This window comes from Glycocaulis albus (assembly GCF_014639075.1).
GTDB classification, from domain to species: domain Bacteria; phylum Pseudomonadota; class Alphaproteobacteria; order Caulobacterales; family Maricaulaceae; genus Glycocaulis; species Glycocaulis albus.
Window position 1 is genome coordinate 133,245 of the sequence record NZ_BMFS01000002.1, and the last position, 18,428, is coordinate 151,672.

The 18,428-nt window shown below is 62.5% G+C and carries 18 protein-coding genes and 1 tRNA gene; 14 read left to right on the forward strand and 5 right to left on the reverse strand.

Annotated elements, in window-relative coordinates; all coding sequences use genetic code 11:
• Positions 1-9 precede the first annotated feature (9 nt).
• On the reverse strand, positions 10-858 hold the full coding sequence (locus tag IEV75_RS02940; protein ID WP_188451059.1) for a tryptophan 2,3-dioxygenase: 849 nt from the start codon (positions 856-858) through the stop codon (positions 10-12).
• 130 nt (positions 859-988) lie between these two features.
• Here IEV75_RS02940 and IEV75_RS02945 point away from each other — a divergent pair, with 130 nt between their 5' ends.
• The 4 genes from IEV75_RS02945 (at position 989) to IEV75_RS02960 (ending at position 3,862) form a co-directional block, all read left to right on the forward strand.
• Complete coding sequence (locus IEV75_RS02945) at positions 989-2,368, forward strand: META domain-containing protein (protein ID WP_188451060.1); 1,380 nt, start codon at positions 989-991, stop codon at positions 2,366-2,368.
• 97 nt (positions 2,369-2,465) lie between these two features.
• A complete protein-coding gene (locus IEV75_RS02950; protein ID WP_188451061.1) occupies positions 2,466-2,822 on the forward strand; it encodes a hypothetical protein in 357 nt (118 codons plus the stop codon).
• A 33-nt stretch (positions 2,823-2,855) separates the two neighbouring features.
• The gene (locus IEV75_RS02955) at positions 2,856-3,257 is read left to right on the forward strand and encodes a hypothetical protein (protein WP_188451062.1); all 402 of its coding nucleotides are present in this window, start codon (positions 2,856-2,858) and stop codon (positions 3,255-3,257) included.
• Positions 3,258-3,370: 113 nt separating this feature from the next.
• Positions 3,371-3,862 carry a hemerythrin domain-containing protein gene (locus IEV75_RS02960; protein WP_188451063.1) on the forward strand — a complete coding sequence of 164 codons (492 nt, stop codon included), beginning with the start codon at positions 3,371-3,373 and terminating at the stop codon, positions 3,860-3,862.
• Positions 3,863-3,894: 32 nt separating this feature from the next.
• Here the strand turns inward: IEV75_RS02960 and IEV75_RS02965 are convergent, their stop codons facing one another.
• From IEV75_RS02965 to amaB, 3 genes are all read right to left on the reverse strand, one after another.
• Entirely contained in the window at positions 3,895-4,863 is a 969-nt protein-coding gene (locus IEV75_RS02965) for a tetratricopeptide repeat protein (RefSeq protein WP_188451064.1), read from the reverse strand.
• Between the two features lie 85 nt (positions 4,864-4,948).
• The gene (locus tag IEV75_RS02970) at positions 4,949-5,947 is read right to left on the reverse strand and encodes a tetratricopeptide repeat protein (protein WP_188451065.1); all 999 of its coding nucleotides are present in this window, start codon (positions 5,945-5,947) and stop codon (positions 4,949-4,951) included.
• A gap of 39 nt (positions 5,948-5,986) precedes the next feature.
• Positions 5,987-7,462 (reverse strand): L-piperidine-6-carboxylate dehydrogenase, encoded by a 1,476-nt coding sequence (gene amaB, locus IEV75_RS02975; protein WP_188451253.1) that lies wholly within the window; start codon positions 7,460-7,462, stop codon positions 5,987-5,989.
• Positions 7,463-7,787: 325 nt separating this feature from the next.
• Here amaB and IEV75_RS02980 point away from each other — a divergent pair, with 325 nt between their 5' ends.
• From IEV75_RS02980 to IEV75_RS02990, 3 genes are all read left to right on the forward strand, one after another.
• Entirely contained in the window at positions 7,788-8,414 is a 627-nt protein-coding gene (locus tag IEV75_RS02980) for a helix-turn-helix domain-containing protein (protein ID WP_217982151.1), read from the forward strand.
• 156 nt (positions 8,415-8,570) lie between these two features.
• Positions 8,571-9,659: a dipeptidase gene (locus IEV75_RS02985; protein ID WP_188451066.1), complete on the forward strand. Its 1,089-nt coding sequence runs from the start codon at positions 8,571-8,573 to the stop codon at positions 9,657-9,659.
• Between the two features lie 117 nt (positions 9,660-9,776).
• A complete protein-coding gene (locus IEV75_RS02990; RefSeq protein ID WP_188451067.1) occupies positions 9,777-12,230 on the forward strand; it encodes a TonB-dependent receptor plug domain-containing protein in 2,454 nt (817 codons plus the stop codon).
• A gap of 151 nt (positions 12,231-12,381) precedes the next feature.
• Here IEV75_RS02990 and IEV75_RS02995 read toward each other — a convergent pair.
• A tRNA-Ser gene (locus IEV75_RS02995) sits at positions 12,382-12,471 on the reverse strand.
• Positions 12,472-12,618: 147 nt separating this feature from the next.
• Between IEV75_RS02995 and IEV75_RS03000 the strand changes: the two genes are divergently transcribed.
• The 7 genes from IEV75_RS03000 (at position 12,619) to IEV75_RS03030 (ending at position 18,397) form a co-directional block, all read left to right on the forward strand.
• On the forward strand, positions 12,619-13,152 hold the full coding sequence (locus tag IEV75_RS03000; protein WP_233351728.1) for a response regulator: 534 nt from the start codon (positions 12,619-12,621) through the stop codon (positions 13,150-13,152).
• A gap of 98 nt (positions 13,153-13,250) precedes the next feature.
• Positions 13,251-13,808 carry a septal ring lytic transglycosylase RlpA family protein gene (locus IEV75_RS03005; protein ID WP_188451068.1) on the forward strand — a complete coding sequence of 186 codons (558 nt, stop codon included), beginning with the start codon at positions 13,251-13,253 and terminating at the stop codon, positions 13,806-13,808.
• Positions 13,809-13,901: 93 nt separating this feature from the next.
• Positions 13,902-15,047, forward strand: a complete 1,146-nt coding sequence (locus tag IEV75_RS03010) for a D-alanyl-D-alanine carboxypeptidase family protein (protein WP_188451069.1) — start codon at positions 13,902-13,904, stop codon at positions 15,045-15,047.
• An 8-nt stretch (positions 15,048-15,055) separates the two neighbouring features.
• Positions 15,056-15,688 (forward strand): dTMP kinase, encoded by a 633-nt coding sequence (gene tmk, locus IEV75_RS03015; RefSeq protein ID WP_188451070.1) that lies wholly within the window; start codon positions 15,056-15,058, stop codon positions 15,686-15,688.
• Positions 15,688-16,731 carry a DNA polymerase III subunit delta' gene (locus IEV75_RS03020; RefSeq protein ID WP_188451071.1) on the forward strand — a complete coding sequence of 348 codons (1,044 nt, stop codon included), beginning with the start codon at positions 15,688-15,690 and terminating at the stop codon, positions 16,729-16,731. The genes tmk and IEV75_RS03020 overlap by 1 nt, the downstream gene beginning before the upstream one ends.
• A gap of 20 nt (positions 16,732-16,751) precedes the next feature.
• The gene (locus IEV75_RS03025; protein WP_188451072.1) at positions 16,752-17,540 is read left to right on the forward strand and encodes a TatD family hydrolase; all 789 of its coding nucleotides are present in this window, start codon (positions 16,752-16,754) and stop codon (positions 17,538-17,540) included.
• The gene (locus tag IEV75_RS03030) at positions 17,537-18,397 is read left to right on the forward strand and encodes an MBL fold metallo-hydrolase (protein ID WP_188451073.1); all 861 of its coding nucleotides are present in this window, start codon (positions 17,537-17,539) and stop codon (positions 18,395-18,397) included. The genes IEV75_RS03025 and IEV75_RS03030 overlap by 4 nt, the downstream gene beginning before the upstream one ends.
• Positions 18,398-18,428 lie beyond the last annotated feature (31 nt).

Consider the following 18,428-nt stretch of genomic DNA (forward strand, 5'->3'; position numbering starts at 1 on the left):
CCTGCCTGACTAGAGAGTGGTGCGTACGGTCCAGAGCTCTGGAAACAGGCGCAAGTTCAGCGCCTTGACGAGATAGGATACCCCGCCCGAGCCGCCCGTGCCGCGCCGGAAACCGATAATGCGCTCCACAGTTTTCATATGGTTGAAACGCCATTGCTGGAATTTTTGCTCCAGATCAACGAGTTTCTCTGCAAATTCATAGACTTCCCACCAGCGCGCCGTATCCAGATAGACCTCGCGCCACATCGCCTCCACAGCGTCATCGGGCTGATAGGCTTGCGCCCAGTCCCGTTCCAGATGGCTGGACGGCACGCTCAGCCCGCACCTTGCTGCAAACTTCAAGGTTTCATCATAAAGGCTTGGAGAGTTGAGTGCTTTCAAAATCAGTGCGTGAGCGTCCGGAGTTGCCTCATGCACCTTTGCCAGCGCCGCATTCTTGTTGCCCAGACGGTATTCCAGTGTCCGGTACTGCGCCGACTGAAATCCCGAGCTTTGCCCCAACCGGTCGCGGAACTTCAGATAGTCTGACGGCGTCATGGTAGACAGCACGGCCCATGACTGGGTGAGCTGCTCCTGGATTCGCGCGATGCGCGCCAGCATCTTCATGGCCGGGCGCACCTCGTCGGCCTGAACATGCGTGATAGCGGCGTCCAGCTCGTGCAGACACAGTTTGAGCCATAGCTCGCTTGCCTGATGGATGATGATGAACATCATCTCGTCATGTTCACCGGTCAGCGGCGCCTGCGCGCCGAGAATACGGTCAAGATCGAGATAGCGGCCATAGCTGAGCCCGCCTTCAGGGGACCAGTGAATGTCCTCGCCGTCCAGATCTACCGAGGTAGGAAAGTGTTCGCTCATGTCTCCGGTCTACAGGCGGGCAGGGACAGCGGCAAGGCGTTGGCGCGGGGCCTCGCCAGTGCGGTTATGCTTTCCGCACCGGGTCCGGAAGTGTAATCATTCGTTCTGACAAAAGCAGGGAGTATCCCATTTGCGCCTTCATGTGAGACCGGGCTGCGTGTTCGTCCCCTTCATTGCCGGGGCCGTCCTCCTGGCGGCGGGCTGCGGCCCGAACGGACAGGCCACGCAAAATCGCGAAACCGTCAATGAGGCCGGAACCGCCAGCGTGACGTTTGCTGTCGCGTACCGGGAACGTATCGCACTTGGCGAGAACGCAATTGTGGAAGCGCAATTGCTGGCATTCGATCCCGGCAGTGACCGTCCCGAACTGGTGGCGGAAGCGCGCGAGCCGTTCGCCGGGCGTCAGGTACCCGTCGATCTCACCCTGACATACGACCCGGCTGCCATCGCTACGGACCGCGAACTCGCCGTCAGCGGCCGGATTCTCGATCCCGATAGCGCCCAGGTGTGGGTAACCCCTGAAGATGCGCGATTCCCTGCCGGAAACCCGGACGCTGACCTGGGCGTCATCATGCTGGTACGCAGCAATCACGCCGCGTCCGAGGACACAGCCTATCTGTGTGATGGAGGGCAGGCGTTCAGCGCCCGCTACAACACACCGGACCTGACACTGACCATGGGCGATAGCGCCTACACCCTCAGCCCGGTGCCGGCGGCCTCTGGCGCGCGTTTCGAGGCAGGCAGCGAGGAAGGGCCACGGGCTTTCTGGAGCCGGGGCGAGGGCGCTCTTGTGCGGTTTGAGGAAGATGGCGAGTGGGTGCAGTGTGCGTCCAGCGCGTACAGGCCGGTGGAACAGCCCGAAGACACACCGGAACCCGCAGCGGAGCCGGCCGTCTATACTGCTCGCGGCAACGAACCGGGCTGGATCCTGCGGCTTTCCGGCAATGAGGCGGTGTATCAGGGCAATTACGGGGAAACGAGCCTGTCCGGTCAGGTAACCGGGCGCGGCGCGCTGGACGAGGAAACCAATGTGCTGACGGTTTCCGGCGATGACGGGCAGATATTCACCGTCCAGATCACCCACACAATCTGCCAGGATTCGATGTCCGGCCTGTCATATCCCGATACGGTAACGATTACGCTCGCAGACATGGAAACCTATTCAGGATGCGGCGGCGACGCCGAAAGCCTGCTCGCCGGAGAGGTCTGGCGGGTCACCCATATCGCCGGAGAGGAAGTGCCCGGCCCGCGGGCCGTCACAATGGAGTTTGACGGCGAAGGCCGGCTATCCGGACAAGGACCCTGCAACCGCTACTCGGCGAGCTACCAGATGACCGGCGAAGGCATCGTGCTCGGACAGGGCCTGTCTACGCGCATGGCCTGTGCCGGCGACCTGATGGAGCTGGAATCCACATTCCTCGGCATCATCCAGGGCTCTCTTCCTGCCAGTATTGACGAAGACGGCACGCTCAGCCTCGGCGAGGGGCGCATTCTGGCTGTCAGGGAGTAAGCTGGCAGACGCCAACATTCCTCAATCTTCAAGGCTGTTCATCTTCCTGTCATGTTTCAGGGCGCACCGTGTTACCCTCATGGACAGGGAGGGCGTCATGAAACAATCCAGACGAATATTTATCCAGTCGACTTTGTCGGCAAGCATTGCGGGCCTGGCGTTTGCCGGCCAGTCTTCAGCGCGGCAAGCGCAGGCCGAGGACCCGATCCCGCTCATAGACGTGGTGGTGGAGAAGGTTCCGCCCGGACACGCAGTCGCCAACGTAACCACGGACCGGCGCGGCATGATCGCCATGCGCGATCTGGAAGCCGGATATTACGAGGTACGGGACGCAAACAACACAGTTCGCGCGGGCATCCGCCACCGCGGCGGCCCGGTTCGCTGGCAACTTCGCCAGCGACGCGACACGCGCCGGCCCATCTGGAGCCTCACCGACCAGTCTGATCCGCTGTAGCGGCAGGATGACTAGAAAAGGGGAGGAAGACAGATGACAATATCACGTCGCGAAGCCATCGGGCTGGCATTGGCCGCAGGTTCAACGGCGCTTGTTCTGCCGGGGGGCGCCATCGGTGCTCAGGCAATGGCAGAGGACCCCATACCGGGTGTCGATGTGGTCGTGGAAAAGGTGCCTCCGGGAAACGCAGTTGCCAACGTAACCACGGACCGGCGCGGCATGATTGCCCTGCGTGACCTTGAGGCCGGATATTACGAAGTCCGGAACGCAGACAACACGGTGCGGGCGGGTATCCGCCACCCCGGCGGACCGGTCCGCTGGCAACTGCGCCAGCAGATAGCACCGGACCGGGATCCGACAGCACGCCAGCCGCTCGGTGAGCGCCGTCCGCCGCGCGTCATATGGACGCTCGCAGACCAGGCCGACCCGTTATAGCGCGCGAGCGCTGCGTACTGGTGACGACCGGGCGCAGGCTTGGCCCCGGAACGGAACCATACATCCTTCCGGCGGGTTGTTACGGCCTCCCCCCTGGAATGGAGCGTTCACCCATGACCAAAGCAGATGCAATCTTTGCCCGTCTGAAAGACGACCATGACCGTCATCGCCGCCTGCTGGACAAGATTGGCAAGACCAGTGGTGACACCGCTGAACGCCGGGCTCTGTTCGAGGAGTTCACCCGGGAAGTGAAAGCGCACGCCGCAGCGGAGGAGCAGGCGCTTTATTCCACCATGATGCGCAAACCTGCGACGACTGACGAGACCCGTCATTCGGTTGCCGAACATCACGAGATAGACGAGGCGCTGAACGACCTGGCCGCGACCGACATGGCATCTGGCGCATGGCTGCAGAAGTTCAAGGCGCTGGAGCATGATTATCTTCATCATATTGACGAAGAGGAAGACGATCATTTCCCCGACTTTGCAAAGCGCCTGTCGGAGGATGACGAACGTCATATGCGCGCCGTTTTCGATCGTCGAAAAGCGCAGGAGAAGGCTGGCGCCAGTGTGACGCCGGAAAAACGCGAACATGCAAAGGAATAACGGCGCACCGGCGCGGGAGAAGCCTCTCGGTGCTAGTGCTGCGCCTGACGGCCGGCCCTGATCCGCAATATCTCCGTCTCGGCAGGCCAGAAGCCGGATGCGCCCGCGCGTACTATCGCCTCCATTCTTTCTTCAGCGGCCCTGTCATTGCCCGCAAGCCGGTCTGCCATCGCCACGGCAAACTGCTCGATTGCGCCAGGAAATGGCTCCATCTCTTCACGACTGATCTCGCCTTTGAAGAACAATGCGCCGCGCAGGTAGTTGGCGTTCTCTATCAGTGGCAGGTCCGCGTGAACGCCGGACAGCGCATCGCGCGCTGCAGCCTCGTCGCCCAGAAGGCTGTGACCGATAAAGAGCCAGTAGGCGATGGCAACACCCATATCGCCGGTCGGATCCATCAGCAGCGGTTCGTCGCGTGCCGCCTGCATACCGGCCACCAGTGTCTCGAAATCGCCTGCCGCAAAACTGGTTTGTGCCCGGTAGTAGTGCAGGTTGGAGCGGAACGTGCCGAGCGGCAGGTTATAGGCGTTGGCTATGCCGTCCGGCTCAAAACTGTCCTGCACACCCTCCATAAGCTCGAGCGCACGCGTGTAGTCGGAGATGGCCGCCTCGAACTGGCGGCTGCGGGCCAGATGCCGTCCGCGGAAACGCAGCAGCTTGTAGCTGTCCGGGAACAGCTCCAGCCCTTGTGTGAACACATCCACAGCATCTTCAAAACGGCCGAGATAACCGAGCCGGCGGCCCAGCCAGATATACGAGTCCTCTCGATGGGGCGCGAGTTCCAGCGCGGCCCTGGCAATCGCCAGGTCCAGCTCCAGCTCGCGGCGCAATTCATCGCTGAAGCCCGGCTCGCTGAGCTGCGTTCCGATCAGGGTCTGTCCCTCGCGCAAGGTTTCGCCAGCAGGGGCGAGGGCGGCATCACGGTCCGCAATCTGGGCCTCCAGCGGTCCTGCAGCGAGCAAGAGCACGGCGGCAGCGGCAGCAGATACTCGGATTGGCATGACAGGAACCTTTCAACGGAAGCAGGGAGCAGAGGAAGTGCCCTGCACCGCCGGGAAAGGCAGTGCAGGGCCCCGGGCAGGGATGTTAGGGAGTCTCACCCGGGTAGAGCGTCGCCCAGTCGGCTTCCGCCTGGATACGCGCAAAGAAAGACCAGCCATCGACATTGATCGCCCGGCGGTACCACTCGCGTGCTTCCTCGCGATGTCCCTGCAACAGCAGATAGTTGGCGAGTGTGAACGCGGTTGACGACGCCGCTGCCGAGGCGTTTGAAAACGCCATGCCGGTATCTTCATCGCTGAAGAAGGTGTCGAAATCGCGCTCGCCCTTGAAGAGCTGGATCCCGTCGAAATAGAAATTGCTTTCGATATTTTCGGCGAGGTCTTCCAGCGAGAACGTATAGCTGTCGAGAAGCTCGCGCGCCTCAAAGAAGTCGCCGGCGCGGGCCAGAGAGATATACTCCCAGTACACCGCGGCCGTAATGCTTACGGCATCATCCACGCCCAGAGCCACTTCGTGGGAGCGGTTAAACCAGCGCGCAGCCTCGCGATACTGGTTGGATGCGAAATACGCCTGGCCGAGATGGTAGTAGAGATAGAACTGGACGACGTCCGGGGTGGAAGGAAAGTAGTCGGGCCCCAGCAGTTCGCGCTCCAGTGGCATGTTCTCGTACAGAGCTGCCGCGCGCAGGCCTTCCTCGATCGAGGCATCAAAATCGCGCAGCGTGAAATAGCGGTGCGCGCGGTGGCGGCGCAGCTTGGCATTGTCGGGAAAGCGTTCGATGGCGGCGTCATACACCTCGATCGCCTCACGGAAATAGCCCTGATAGGACAGCATGCGACCGTACCAGGTGGCCGTGTCCGGGTTCATGTCGGCAACATAAGCCGCGTGAGCTTCAATCGTGGCGCGCTCGAACGCGCTCGGATCGGCAAGATTCATCGTCTCGGCAGAGCGGGTATAGAGGCGCTCACCCAGAAGCGATTCAGTCTGGTAGCTGGTTCCTTGCGGAATCTCTTGCGCGCTGGCTGCAGTGCCGGCAAGGGCCAGGGCGGCCGCGCCGGTGATAAGCAGGGTCTTGAAAGTCATGGTCTGCCCTTTCTTCGGGTTGGTAAGTCGCACTTCAGCTCAGGCTGCGTCGAAACGCACGCCCTGGGCCAGGGGAAGGTCAGTTGAGTAGTTGATGGTGTTGGTGGCGCGCCGCATATACGCCTTCCAGGTGTCCGAGCCCGACGCGCGCCCTCCACCGGTTTCCTTCTCGCCGCCGAACGCGCCGCCAATCTCGGCCCCACTGGTGCCGATATTGACATTGGCGATGCCGCAATCGCTGCCGAGGCTGGAGGTGAACAGCTCCGCCTCCCGCATATTGTCGGTGAAAATTGCCGATGACAGGCCTTGCAGCACCGCGTTGTTCATCGCAATGGCTTCCTCGATCGTGCGATAGCGCATGACGTAGAGGATCGGCCCGAAGGTCTCCGTGTGCACAATGGGTGTCTGCGAGGGCATTTCCACCAGGGCGGGGGCCACATAGGCCGCATCAGGATAGTCCTCTGCCAGCACGCGCTGGCCGCCATGTACCGTGCCGCCTTCGGCGCGCGCTTGATCCAGTGCAGCGTTGAACATCTCCATGGCCGGCAGGTCGATCAGCGGACCGGCATGCACGCCTGGTTCCAGCGGATTGCCGACACGCAGCTGGCTGAAGGCGCGCTTCAGCTGGCCGACCAGCTCGTCATGCACGCTTTCATGGACGATCAGACGGCGCAGCGATGTGCACCGCTGGCCGGACGTGCCTGCCGCAGAGAAGGTGACACCGCGCAGGACCAGCTCGCGATTGGCAGAAGGTGTGACGATGGCAGCGTTATTGCCGCCCAGTTCCAGTATCGAGCGGCCAAGACGCGCCGCGACCGTGCTGGCGACAGAACGGCCCATCCTGGTGCTGCCTGTCGCGCTGATGAGCGAAACACGCGGATCGGCGGCCAGCTGTGCCCCGACATCGCCGCCACCGGTCAGAATCTGGTGCAGATGGGCCGGCGCCTCGGCGAAATCCTCACAGGCGCGCGCCAGTAACCCCGCGCACGCCGATGCCGACAGAAGCGATTTTTCTGACGGTTTCCAGATCGCTGCGTTTCCGCATGTCAGGGCAATCATCGTACCCCAGGACCACACAGCGACGGGGAAGTTAAACGCGCTGATCTGCGCGAACACACCCAGCGGATGCCAGGTTTCGGCCATGCGGTGGTTGGGGCGCTCAGTGGCGATGCTCAGACCGTGCAACTGGCGCGACAGGCCCACGGCAAAGTCGCAGATATCGATAACTTCCTGCACCTCCCCGCGTGCTTCATCCAGCGTCTTGCCGCAATCCAGCGTGACCAGACAGGAGAGCTCTTCCTTGTGGTCCCGGCACAGATTTCCGAACCGGCGGATCAGCTCGCCCCGGCGCGGTGACGGAACAGCGCGCCATTGCGTGAAGGCTGCCACGGCCCGCTCGATCGCTGCATCCGTCGATGCTGCCGTTTCCGGGTTCATCGCGCCGATGACAGAGCCATCAACCGGTGTATGAACCGGCAGCCCGCCGGAGCGCGAAAAAGAAACGTCCAGACCCATTGCCGTGAAGGCCTGCTGCGCCAATGCGGCAGGATCGCGCGTAATCACCGCATTATCTGCGGCAAAGTGACTTTGTGTATCAGGCATATAGCCCGCCCCAATTCTGGTTAGTGTGGTTCAGTGCGCCTGCCACTCGCTGCCCCGGGCGATAGCCCGCCAGCCGATGGCAAACGGCATCGTTGATCGAACTTTTCCTATCGGAAAGTTTTCTGCGCGTCAAATGCGTAACAGAATGGACTTGGCGCATCGGCCTTGCGGTATACATTGGACGCGTTACACATCGGTAATGCGGCTGGCCAGGGCGCGAGCACGTGACGGGGCAGACATGAGCAACACGCAAGACTACCAGACCATCATCGAATCGAACCGCGTTCAGACGCCCTCTCGCCGCAGGGCCGGCGCAATGGCGCTTGGCAAGCATGTGCGCCAGCTGCGCAAGAGCAAGAACTGGACGCTGGAAGAGGCTGCGCAACGCACCGGCCTTGCAGCCTCAACGCTGTCCAAGATCGAAAACGACCACATGTCGCCAACCTTCGACGTGGTGCAGAAGCTGGCCGACGGGTTCGAGATCGACATTACCCGACTGTTCAATGCCGAGACCGGCATGGAGGCCTCCGGCCGCCGTTCTGTCACACGCGCAGGCGACGGGAAGCTCATGGAGACTGCGGTCTACGCCCACCGCCTGCTGGCGTCCGATCTGATGAACAAGCGGATTTTGCCCTTCCGCTCGGTCATCAAGGCCCGCTCAGTCGACGAGTTCCTTGATTGGCGCGGCCACCAGGGCGAAGAGTTTCTCTACGTTCTGGAGGGCGAGGTGCTGTTTCACACCGAACACTACGCGCCTGAGCATCTTCGCGCCGGCGACAGCATCTATATCGACAGCAATATGCGCCACGCTTGCGTCTCGGTCAGTGAAGAAGACGCTGTCGTATTGTGGGTCAACACCGCTTGACCCGCAGCCGGCCAGGCCAGCCTTGAGATAATCCCGGTACCAGTCTCCGCGCTCGCATGTCCTGCAGCCTGGCCCGAATCGCGGGCAGGGGGCCTTGTCAGCCGGGCCGCTCTTCCTTCATATTATTTCCGATAAGAAATTATATGAGGAAATGTCATGCAGTTTTCACGACGCGGATTCCTTGCTTCGGCGGTGCCCGCCGGCCTCACCGGCATGGTGGCCGGATCAGCCGCTTGGAGCACTACCGGCCTGCCTGAGTCTGGCAGCGCGCCGTTTGCCTTCGACGCCATGGGCGAATTGCGCCACGAATACGGTGATGATCTGCTGACCGCCATGCGCGCGAGCGGACTTACAGCCATCACGGTCACGCTGGGCGATCCGCGCAAGTACGAAGAAGATGCTTATCTCGATGCGCTAGAGGCCGTCGAGGCATACGATGCCCACATAGCAGAAAACCCGCACTGGTTCATCAAGGCGACCAGCGCACAGGACGCCGAACGCGCATCGCGTGATGGCCGGATCGCCGTCTTCTACCTGTTCCAGAACACCACGCAGTTCGGCCGCGATCTCGACCGCGTGAACGCCTTCTACGACAGCGGCGTCCGCTCGGCACAGATGACCTATAACGACCAGAACTGGGCCGGTTCGGGCTGCTGGGAGCCGAGCGATGGCGGCCTCAGCCTGTTTGGTCATGACCTGGTCGAGCGCATGAACGATGTCGGCATGCTTATCGATGTGTCCCATGCCGGCATGCGCACGATGGCCGACACGGTGGAAGCCTCATCGCTCCCCATTATCAATTCCCACGCGTCGTGCCGTGCAATTCACCCGCATATCCGCAGCACGACCGACGAGAATCTGCGCGCCGTGGCGGAGCAGGGCGGGGTGACTGGCATCTGTCAGATCCGGCCCTTCCTCACTGACCGGCGGGAGGGAGCTATCGAGGCATATTTTGCCCACATCGATCATGCAGTGAATGTGTGCGGCATTGAACATGTGGCCATTGGCAGCGACCGGGATCACCGGGTGATCGAGATGAGCGAGGAATACCTCGAATCGCTGCGCCGTGAGATGGGTGCAGCCTTCAATGAGGCTGACTGGCCGCTATTCATCGACCAGCTCAACGGACCTGCCCGGATGGCAGTCATCCGGGACGGCCTGCTTGCCCGTGGATACACGCAGAGCGACACCGACCGCATCATGGGCGGCAATCTCATGCGTCTTTATCGCGATGTCATCGGTTGATTGACGATTTGATGACACCGGCCTTGATCATCTAAAAAATTTACGATAGGAAATTTTTTAGATGATCGGCTGACAACTCATCCGACATCACTGTCGATGAATGAATCGGGGAATATCATGAAAAAAACATTGCTCGCCCAGGCGGGGATGGTGGCGCTGGCCACCGCGAGCTTTACGGGGCTGGCTCCGGCCGCCATGGCTCAGGCGCCTGAAGGCGCATCCGCTCGCCCGGAAGTCGAAATAATCACGGTAACGACCGGTACACGCCGCCAGGGCCGTACCGATACGCAAAGCCTTGTGCCGATTGACGTCATCTCGCCCGACGAGCTGGTGTCGACGGGCTATGTCGACGTCAACGATGCGCTGCGCACCTCCGTGCCCGCCTTCAACGTCCAGCGCCTGCCGCTGAACGATGGTTCTTCGTTCGTGCGGCCCGCAACGCTGCGTGCCTCGCCGGCAGACCATGTGCTGCTGCTGCTCAACGGTCACCGCCGGCACCGCTCATCGGTGGTGCAGATCGGCACCGGCCATGCCACCACGTCCGGCTCGCAAGGCCAGGACTTCAACATGATCCCGCCGATCGCGCTGGGCTCCATCGAGGTGCTGCGCGACGGCGCCTCGGCCCAGTATGGCTCGGACGCCATTGCGGGCGTTATCAACCTGACCCTGCGCGATGCCGATAATGGCGCCAGCTTCATTGGTCATGCCGGTCAGTACTTTGATGGTGGTGACGTGCTGGACGCGCAGGGCAATATCGGCCTGCCGCTGTCTGAAAACGGCTTCATCAACCTCTCTTTCCAGCTGACCGAGGAAAGCGGCACTTACCGCCATGGCCCGCACGTCGGCGCGGAGGCGCTGCGCCAGCAGGGCGTCCAGGACGTGCCCGAGCATCCCGTGAACCTGGGTGACCCGGCCTATAGCGCGATCAAGACGTCATGGAATGCCGGCCTTGATCTGGGCAATGGCATGCAGGGCTATCTGTTCGGTAACGCCGCCATCACCGACAGCGAAGTCGGCTTCTTCTACCGTCAGTCTATTGCGGCCGGCGGCCTGGGTCAGCACGCCTCCTATGCCCAATCTGCATTCGAGGGTACGCCGGCTCACCCGCAGCAATTTGACCTCGCTGCCATCTATCCGGGCGGCTATGTGCCGATCTTCGGCGGTGAACAGACGGACTTCTCTACCGTTCTGGGCGTTCGCCGTGAGGAATCGGAAAATTTCGGCTGGGATCTCTCGGCACGCTGGGGCCGCAACGAGATCGAGTACCGGATATCCAACACCATCAACGCGTCCATGGGCGTGGACTCGCCCACCAGCTTCCGCCCCGGCAGCCTGGCGCAGCGTGAATATCAGCTCAACGCGGACTTCTACAAATCGTTTAACGTTGACGGGCTCGCCAGCGAACTCTTCTTCTACGGCGGTCTGAGCTACCGCAATGAAGCCTACACGATCGGCGTGGGCGATCCGGCCTCCTATCGCGCCGGTCCGCTGCAGGACCTGCCGGTGGGCGCCAACGGCTTCCAGGGCTTCAGCCCGGATGCAGCCGGCGAGTTCGAGACCGACTCCATCGCCGCCTATCTGGAGGTGGAAACCGATATCACGGACCGCTGGACCTTCGCCGCCGCCCTGCGCTTTGAAGACTACGAGGCATTCGGGGACAATCTCAGCTACAAGCTGGCGACCCGCTATGACCTGACCGACAATTTCGCGGTTCGCGGTGCGGTCAGCACAGGCTTCCGCGCTCCGGCGGCCGGCCAGCTCTTCGGACAGAGCCAGACCTCCCAGCTCGACCAGGGCAATTTCGTGCTCGACGCGGTGCTGGTGCCCGGTTCTCCTGAAGCGGCGATCTTTGGTTCCACCCCGCTGGTGCCGGAAACCTCGACCAGCTTCTCCGGCGGTTTCGTGGTAACGGCCGGGGCTCTGTCTGCCACGCTCGATTTCTACCAGATCGACGTCGATGACCGCCTTCTGCTGAACGATGCCATCGCCACCACACCGGCCCAGCGCGCGCAGCTGGCTGCTCTTGGCTATCCCAATGGGGCAGGGGTGCAGACGGTACGTTACTTCCAGAACCGTCTGGACACGCGGGTGCGCGGCTTCGACCTCGTCGCCTCCTACCTGTTTGACTGGAACAATGGCCAGACCACCAATCTGAGCCTGGCGACCAACTATAACGAGCAGATCCTGCGTTCAGACCCGACCGGCATTTTCAGCCCGGCCAAGGTGCAGGAATTCGAACGTGGCACGCCGCGCTGGCGCTCCAACGTCACGCTCACCCACACCGTGGCTGACTTCGAGCTGATGGGGCGTGCGGTGTACTACGGCTCGTGGCGCCGCCTGAATGGCGCGACGAACTTCCTGCCGCGCGATGCCGAAGTGCTCTATGACGCCGAAGTACGCTATCGCGGCTTTGAAAACGTCACGGTCACGCTCGGCGGCCGCAATCTGGGCAACACCTACCCGCCGGGCCGCGGTCCGGGCCTGGACGCCTTCGGCATGATCTACGACAACCACTCCGTGTTCGGAACCAGCGGCGGCTACTACTATCTCGGCCTCAGCTACGATTTCTAGAATGCGTGCGTGAACAGGGGTTGGGCGGGCTGCAAGGCCCGTCCTGCCTGCCTGTTCGCGAGCCGGCCTGTTCCCCTTCAGGCCAAGGCAGAACGGAAAAAGCCTGCACGGCAACGTGCAGGCTTTTTTTGTTCCAGCGGTAGAAGTTAGCTGGCGGAGGGGGTGGGATTCGAACCCACGGTACGGTTTCCCGCACGCCGGTTTTCAAGACCGGTGCCTTAAACCACTCGGCCACCCCTCCGACGCGGACCGTTTAGCCGCTTGGACAGCCTCCCGGCAAGCCTTACAGCCAGCATGCCACCGTCGATACAGTGACAGTCAGGATCAGCAACCGTTTATTCAGCAATGCCCGCCTAGGTTGGTAAGAATTGGACCGGAGTGTGGGACTTTGCCGGATAGCAGTGCGGGAGAACGCAGGCGGCTGGAAGTGTTGCGCGTCCTTATCGTGGACGACAACACGCACATGGCTTCCATTTTGCGCACGGTCCTCAACAGTTTTGGCATCCGTCATGTGGACGAGGTGCGCGGTGCCGTCGAGGCTCTGGAGCTGATCCGCACCCGCCAGTATGATTTCGTACTGCTAGACTATAATATGCCGATCCTGGACGGGATCGAGTTCACGCGTCTGGTCCGCACCGGACGGGACCATAACCAGCAGATGGTCCCGATCATCATGATCACGGGCTTCACCGAACGCTCGCGCGTTATCGCCGCACGCGACGCAGGCGTCACTGAAGTGTGCGTCAAGCCGGTTACCGCGCGTGATCTGTGGAACCGGATCGCGGAAGTCATCAATGCACCGCGCCCCTTCGTCCGGTCGAAAAGCTTTACCGGCCCGGACCGCCGCCGCCACAAGGATCTGGAGTTTTCCGGCAGTGAAAAGCGCCACGCGAAAGAGCAGGCGTCCGGGACTGCGGCCTGAGGCGGGCGGCCCCGCCAGCGCGCACCGGGCACGTTGCAGGCCCGGTTGGCGCCTGCTAGTGACGAGGACTGTGATCGGGCAGGGCGCAAGGATAGCCGATGATTTCAATGCGCATTCACCTGACGGGTATCTGGATGGCCGTTGCAGCATGCCTGCTGGCGGCCTGTTCACAGACCGCTGACCGGAATGCCGTTACAATGGCCCCCTTGCCGGCGGCCAGCCCTGTACATGTCGTCGCTGTAGCGGGCAGCCCTGCGCCCGACCCCCTCACACAAGCGCCCCGTCACAGTGAAACCGGCCTGGCGTCCTGGTATGGCGAGCGCTTTCATGGGCGGCTCACCGCCAGCGGCGAGGTATATGACATGCATGCCCTCACGGCGGCGCATCCCGAGCTTCCCTTGCGCAGCCTTGCCCGCGTCACCCGGCTGGACACCGGCGCTAGCGTTGTCGTGCGCATCAATGACCGCGGCCCGTTCGTGGAAGGCAGGATCGTCGATCTCAGCCGCGCTGCCGCGCGGATGCTGAACCTTATCGAGGACGGTCTGGCAGAGGTTCGGGTGGAGGCATTTGGCCCGGCCGACCCGCTCGACCGCGCTGCCCTGTCTGGCTTTGTGCCCCGGCGCAATACCGCCAGCGCGCGTGGCGCCGCCAACTGAAGTGGCGGCAACCTGTGCGCCTGTCTGGACGGCAGGCCCGGCGCACGGTTTTATGGACTGCCCCTGTTAATCTGCTGACGCTGGAGAGCCGCCATGGCCCGTCTCGTTGCCGCACTTGCCGGTCTGTTTCTTGTCTTTGGTGGCCTGGCCACCGCGCAGGAACCCGTATTCCAGACATCGGCCAGCCATGCCGTGATCATGGACTATGAGACCGGCGAGATACTGTTCTCGAAAAATGGCGACCAGCCCATGCCGCCCTCATCCATGAGCAAGCTGATGACAGCGCTGATGGTGTTCGAGGCCCTCGAGGCCGGCACGCTGTCGCTCGATGACGAATTGCCTGTCAGCGTGCGGGCCTGGCGTGAGGGCGGGGCGGCTTCTGGCGGCTCAACCATGTTCCTCGACGTCAATAGCCGTGCCCGTGTGGACGATCTCCTTCGCGGCATCATCGTGCAGTCGGGCAATGATGCGTGCATCGTCGTTGCCGAAGCGCTGGGCGGCAGCGAGGAAGCCTTTGCCGACATGATGACCCGCCGGGCGCGCGAGCTGGGACTGGAGACGGCAAGCTTCCGCAATTCGACTGGCCTGACCGCAGAGGGACACGAAGTCTCGGCGGAAGACCTGGCCAGGCTGGCAGCCCACATCATCCGAAATCACCCGCAGTTTTATGATCTCTATAGCGAAACCAGCTTTTCCTATAACGGCATTACACAGGCGAACCGCAATCCGCTCCTTGGCGTGGTGGATGGCGCAGACGGCCTGAAAACCGGTTATACCAGCGAGGCGGGATACGGCCTGACGGCCTCCGCTGAACGCAATGGGGAACGCCGTATCATCGTCTTCAATGGCACCCAGTCCATGCGCGAACGCGCCAATGAAGCCGAGCGGCTGATGCGCGCGGCTTTCGCCGATTTCATCATGGCCGACCTGGCGGCGCCCGGGGAGGAATTGGGTAGCGCAGACGTGCACATGGGCACTGCGCGCACCGTCGCCTTGCGCACCACCGGTCCGGTGCGTGTTGCCATGCACCGGCGCGAACGTGACCGGATGCGCGCCGAGATCGTCTATGACGGCCCGCTCATCGCCCCGGTATCCGAAGGCGATCAGGTGGCACGCCTGGTCGTATCCATGCCGGACGGCCGCACGCGGGAATACCCGCTGGAGGCCGGCAGCGATGTACGCCGCCAGGGCATGGTCTCGCGCGCCATGAGCGCCCTGGTCAATCTCGTAAGCGGCTGACACCGGGCATGGCACGCGGACGCTTCATCTCGCTGGAAGGCGGGGAGGGGACCGGCAAGTCCACACTCGCCGCCGGGCTGGAAGCAGTCCTGGTCCAGCGCGGCATCGGCGTCGAACGCACGCGCGAGCCGGGCGGGACACCGGGCGCTGAAGAAATACGCAAACTGCTGGTGGAAGGCGCGGCAGAGCGATGGCAGCCCATGAGTGAGGCATTGCTGCTCTACGCTGCCCGCCATGATCATGTGGAGCGCCGCATCAAACCCGAGCTGGCCGCAGGCAGGTGGGTGATATCCGACAGGTTTTTCGACTCCACCACTGCCTATCAGGGCGCGGCAGGCGGAATTGACCGCTCAACCCTGGACAAGCTCCGCCGCCTGACCCTCGGTAATTTCACGCCGGACCTGACCCTGGTTCTCGACCTCGATCCCGAGTTCGGACTTCAACGGGCGGGCTCCAGAGGCGGTTCCGAACAGCGCTTTGAGGGCAAGGGACTGGCCTTCCACCAGCGTCTGCGAAAAGGCTTCCTAGACATCGCGGCGGCCGAGCCGGACCGGTGCGCGACGATTGATGCGCGGCAACCGCAAGACCGGGTGCTGGCAGCCGCCTTGAGTCAGATCGAGCAAAGACTGGGGTGGCCGTGATGAGCGATGATGCCCTGCCAGAAGCCGATGCAGAGCCCGGCCTGCCGCATCCGCGCCACGTCCACACCCTGTTCGGACACGCCGATGCGGAGGAGGCTGCTGCCTCTGCCATCCGCTCTGGCCGCATGCACCATGCCTGGATGATTACCGGGCCGAAGGGCGTCGGCAAGGCAACGCTCGCCTGGCGCATGGCGCGGCGCTTGCTGGGCGTGAAGCCGGAGCCGTCAGCGCCGCTGGCACATCAGGCCGGAGACCCGGTGAACCAGCGCATCGAGGCACTGTCACACCCCGACCTTCTGCTGGTCCGCCGCCCCTATGACGAGCAGCGCAAGCGGCTGAAGGGCGAGATCACCATTGAGGAAGCCCGGCGCATCCCTGCCTTTTTCTCCCGCCGGGCCGCTGAAGGCGGTTGGCGGGTGGCCATAATCGATAGCGCCGACGAAATGAATCGCAATGCTGCCAATGGCTTGCTGAAAAGTCTTGAGGAACCGCCGGAGCGGGGAATTCTCATTCTTGTGGTCACATCGCCCGGCCGCCTGCCAACGACCGTACGCTCTCGCTGCCGCCGCCTGCATCTGCGCGCCGAACCGCAATTGGCCTGCGCTAACTGGCTGGAAACCACACATTCGGTGCCCGCTGAAGAGGCCACTCTGCTGGCAGACCTCGCCAAGGGGGCGCCGGGCAGGGCGCTTGCCTTCCACACTAGCGGCCTCGCGGGAATGCAGCGCGACCTCGCTGCCGCCATCACCCCGTCAGGGCGCATCGACCAGAACGCTGCGGAACGCCTCATCAGCAAGGCCACAGGCACCGACAGCCACCAGGCACGCGCTGTGCTGTTTGACATGATGGCCGGCGAATCCGCACGCCGTGCAAGGCAAGCCGCCGGCAGCGGCCAGGCAGTGCCTGCGGGACAATGGGCCGACACTTCAAGACGGATTACCAGCCTCGCCCGCGAGGCCGAAACGCTCTATCTCGACCCCCGGCAGAGCCTTCTGGCTGCATTTTCACTGCTGGAAGACGCGGCCCGGCAACCAGCAGGCTGAAGCATAACGGGATTTCGCCCATGTTGATCGATTCACACGCCAATCTTCATGGCGAGACCTATGCCGATGACCTGGATGCGGTGCTGGACCGTGCGCGCGCGGCGGGCGTATCGCCCATCATCGCGATCTGTTGCCGTCTGGGCGAATTCGATCAGGTCAAGGCAATTGCGCAAGCGCATGAAGATGTCTGGTTTACGCTGGGTGCCCATCCTCATCACGCCAAGGACCGGCCGGATATTACCGCTGACGAGTTGATCGCGATGGCTGATGACCATCCCAAACTCGTCGCGATCGGCGAGACAGGCCTCGACCTGCACTATAATTACAGCCCGCTGGATCAGCAGATGACGAGCCTGCGTGCCCATATCGAAGCGGCACGGCGCACCGGTTTGCCGCTCATCCTGCACTGCCGGGAAGCCGACGCGCAAATGGCAGACCTGCTGGAGGAGGAGATGGGGAAGGGGCCGTTCAAGGCCCTGCTGCACTGCTATACAGGCGGAGAAGAGCTCGCGCGGCGGGCGAGCGCACTGGGCCTATGGTTCTCCGCGTCCGGCATCATCACCTTCAAGAAGGCCGACGATGTGCGGGCGATCTTCCGCGATATCGTGCCGGCTGACCGCGTGATCATCGAGACCGATTGCCCGTACCTGGCGCCGGTCCCGCATCGCGGGCAGAGGAACGAGCCGGGCTTCCTGCCGCATATTGCTGAAAAACTAGGTGAATTGCGCGGCTGGAGCGCGGAGGAAACCGCGCAGCGCACGACGGCCAATTGTCTGGCACTGTTCGACCGTATCAAGGTGCCGGTGTGAGCGGCATACTGCGCATCACGCTGCTGGGTTGCGGCTCATCGGGCGGTGTCCCACGCGTCGATGGCGACTGGGGCGATTGCGATCCGGCAGAACCGAAGAACTACCGCACGCGCTGCTCGCTGCTGGTAGAGCGGGCGGAGAGCCTGTCCGCGCTCGCCGACAACACGCAAATAACCCGATTAGTCATTGATACGTCACCAGATTTCAGGTTTCAGATGCTACGCGAACATGTGGCCGGGCTCGATGGTGTGGCATTCACCCATGACCATGCCGACCAGTCGCACGGCATTGATGATCTGCGTGCCATCGTCTATCGGCGCCGCGCGAGATTATTGGCCTATATGGCTGATTTTACGTATGAAGCACTGTTCGCGCGCTTCGGATATATCTTTGAAACGCCGCCAGGTTCAGGCTATCCGCCCATTCTGGAGCCCGTTGTGTTGCCGGAAGATGCGCCATTCTCCGTGGACGGGGCAGGCGGGCGGATCGAGGCTCGCTTCTTCACGGTTGATCACGGCTCCACGCCCTGCAGCGGCGTGCGCGTCGGCCCGATGGCTTACACGCCGGATGTAAAGGACATGCCCGCTAGCGCCTTTGATGCGATTTCCGGCATAAGCCTCTGGATAGCTGATGCCTTGCGCGACAAGCCGCATCCATCCCATTCCCATCTGGACCAGACACTTGGCTGGCTCAAACGCGCTGGCGCGGCTCATGGGGTGCTCACCAACATGCATATCGACATGGATTACCGCACCGTGCTGGCACGCTGTCCTGACGGCGTTCGGCCTGGCTATGACGGGCTGAAAATCGTTATTGCAGAGGCCACAGGCGAGATTCTGGCCGCAGACTCGGCCTAGGATCATACAGTATCGCAAGATAGCGTCGCAT

Coding starts and splice junctions, on each gene's coding strand:
- IEV75_RS02940 (WP_188451059.1), bottom strand. CDS start 858: ATGAGCGAACACTTTCCTACCTCGGTAGATCTGGACGGCGAGGACATT.
- IEV75_RS02950 (WP_188451061.1), top strand. CDS start 2,466: ATGAAACAATCCAGACGAATATTTATCCAGTCGACTTTGTCGGCAAGC.
- IEV75_RS02955 (WP_188451062.1), top strand. CDS start 2,856: ATGACAATATCACGTCGCGAAGCCATCGGGCTGGCATTGGCCGCAGGT.
- IEV75_RS02960 (WP_188451063.1), top strand. CDS start 3,371: ATGACCAAAGCAGATGCAATCTTTGCCCGTCTGAAAGACGACCATGAC.
- IEV75_RS02965 (WP_188451064.1), bottom strand. CDS start 4,863: ATGCCAATCCGAGTATCTGCTGCCGCTGCCGCCGTGCTCTTGCTCGCT.
- IEV75_RS02970 (WP_188451065.1), bottom strand. CDS start 5,947: ATGACTTTCAAGACCCTGCTTATCACCGGCGCGGCCGCCCTGGCCCTT.
- amaB (WP_188451253.1), bottom strand. CDS start 7,462: ATGGGTCTGGACGTTTCTTTTTCGCGCTCCGGCGGGCTGCCGGTTCAT.
- IEV75_RS02980 (WP_217982151.1), top strand. CDS start 7,788: ATGAGCAACACGCAAGACTACCAGACCATCATCGAATCGAACCGCGTT.
- IEV75_RS02985 (WP_188451066.1), top strand. CDS start 8,571: ATGCAGTTTTCACGACGCGGATTCCTTGCTTCGGCGGTGCCCGCCGGC.
- IEV75_RS02990 (WP_188451067.1), top strand. CDS start 9,777: ATGAAAAAAACATTGCTCGCCCAGGCGGGGATGGTGGCGCTGGCCACC.
- IEV75_RS03005 (WP_188451068.1), top strand. CDS start 13,251: ATGATTTCAATGCGCATTCACCTGACGGGTATCTGGATGGCCGTTGCA.
- IEV75_RS03010 (WP_188451069.1), top strand. CDS start 13,902: ATGGCCCGTCTCGTTGCCGCACTTGCCGGTCTGTTTCTTGTCTTTGGT.
- tmk (WP_188451070.1), top strand. CDS start 15,056: ATGGCACGCGGACGCTTCATCTCGCTGGAAGGCGGGGAGGGGACCGGC.
- IEV75_RS03020 (WP_188451071.1), top strand. CDS start 15,688: ATGAGCGATGATGCCCTGCCAGAAGCCGATGCAGAGCCCGGCCTGCCG.
- IEV75_RS03025 (WP_188451072.1), top strand. CDS start 16,752: ATGTTGATCGATTCACACGCCAATCTTCATGGCGAGACCTATGCCGAT.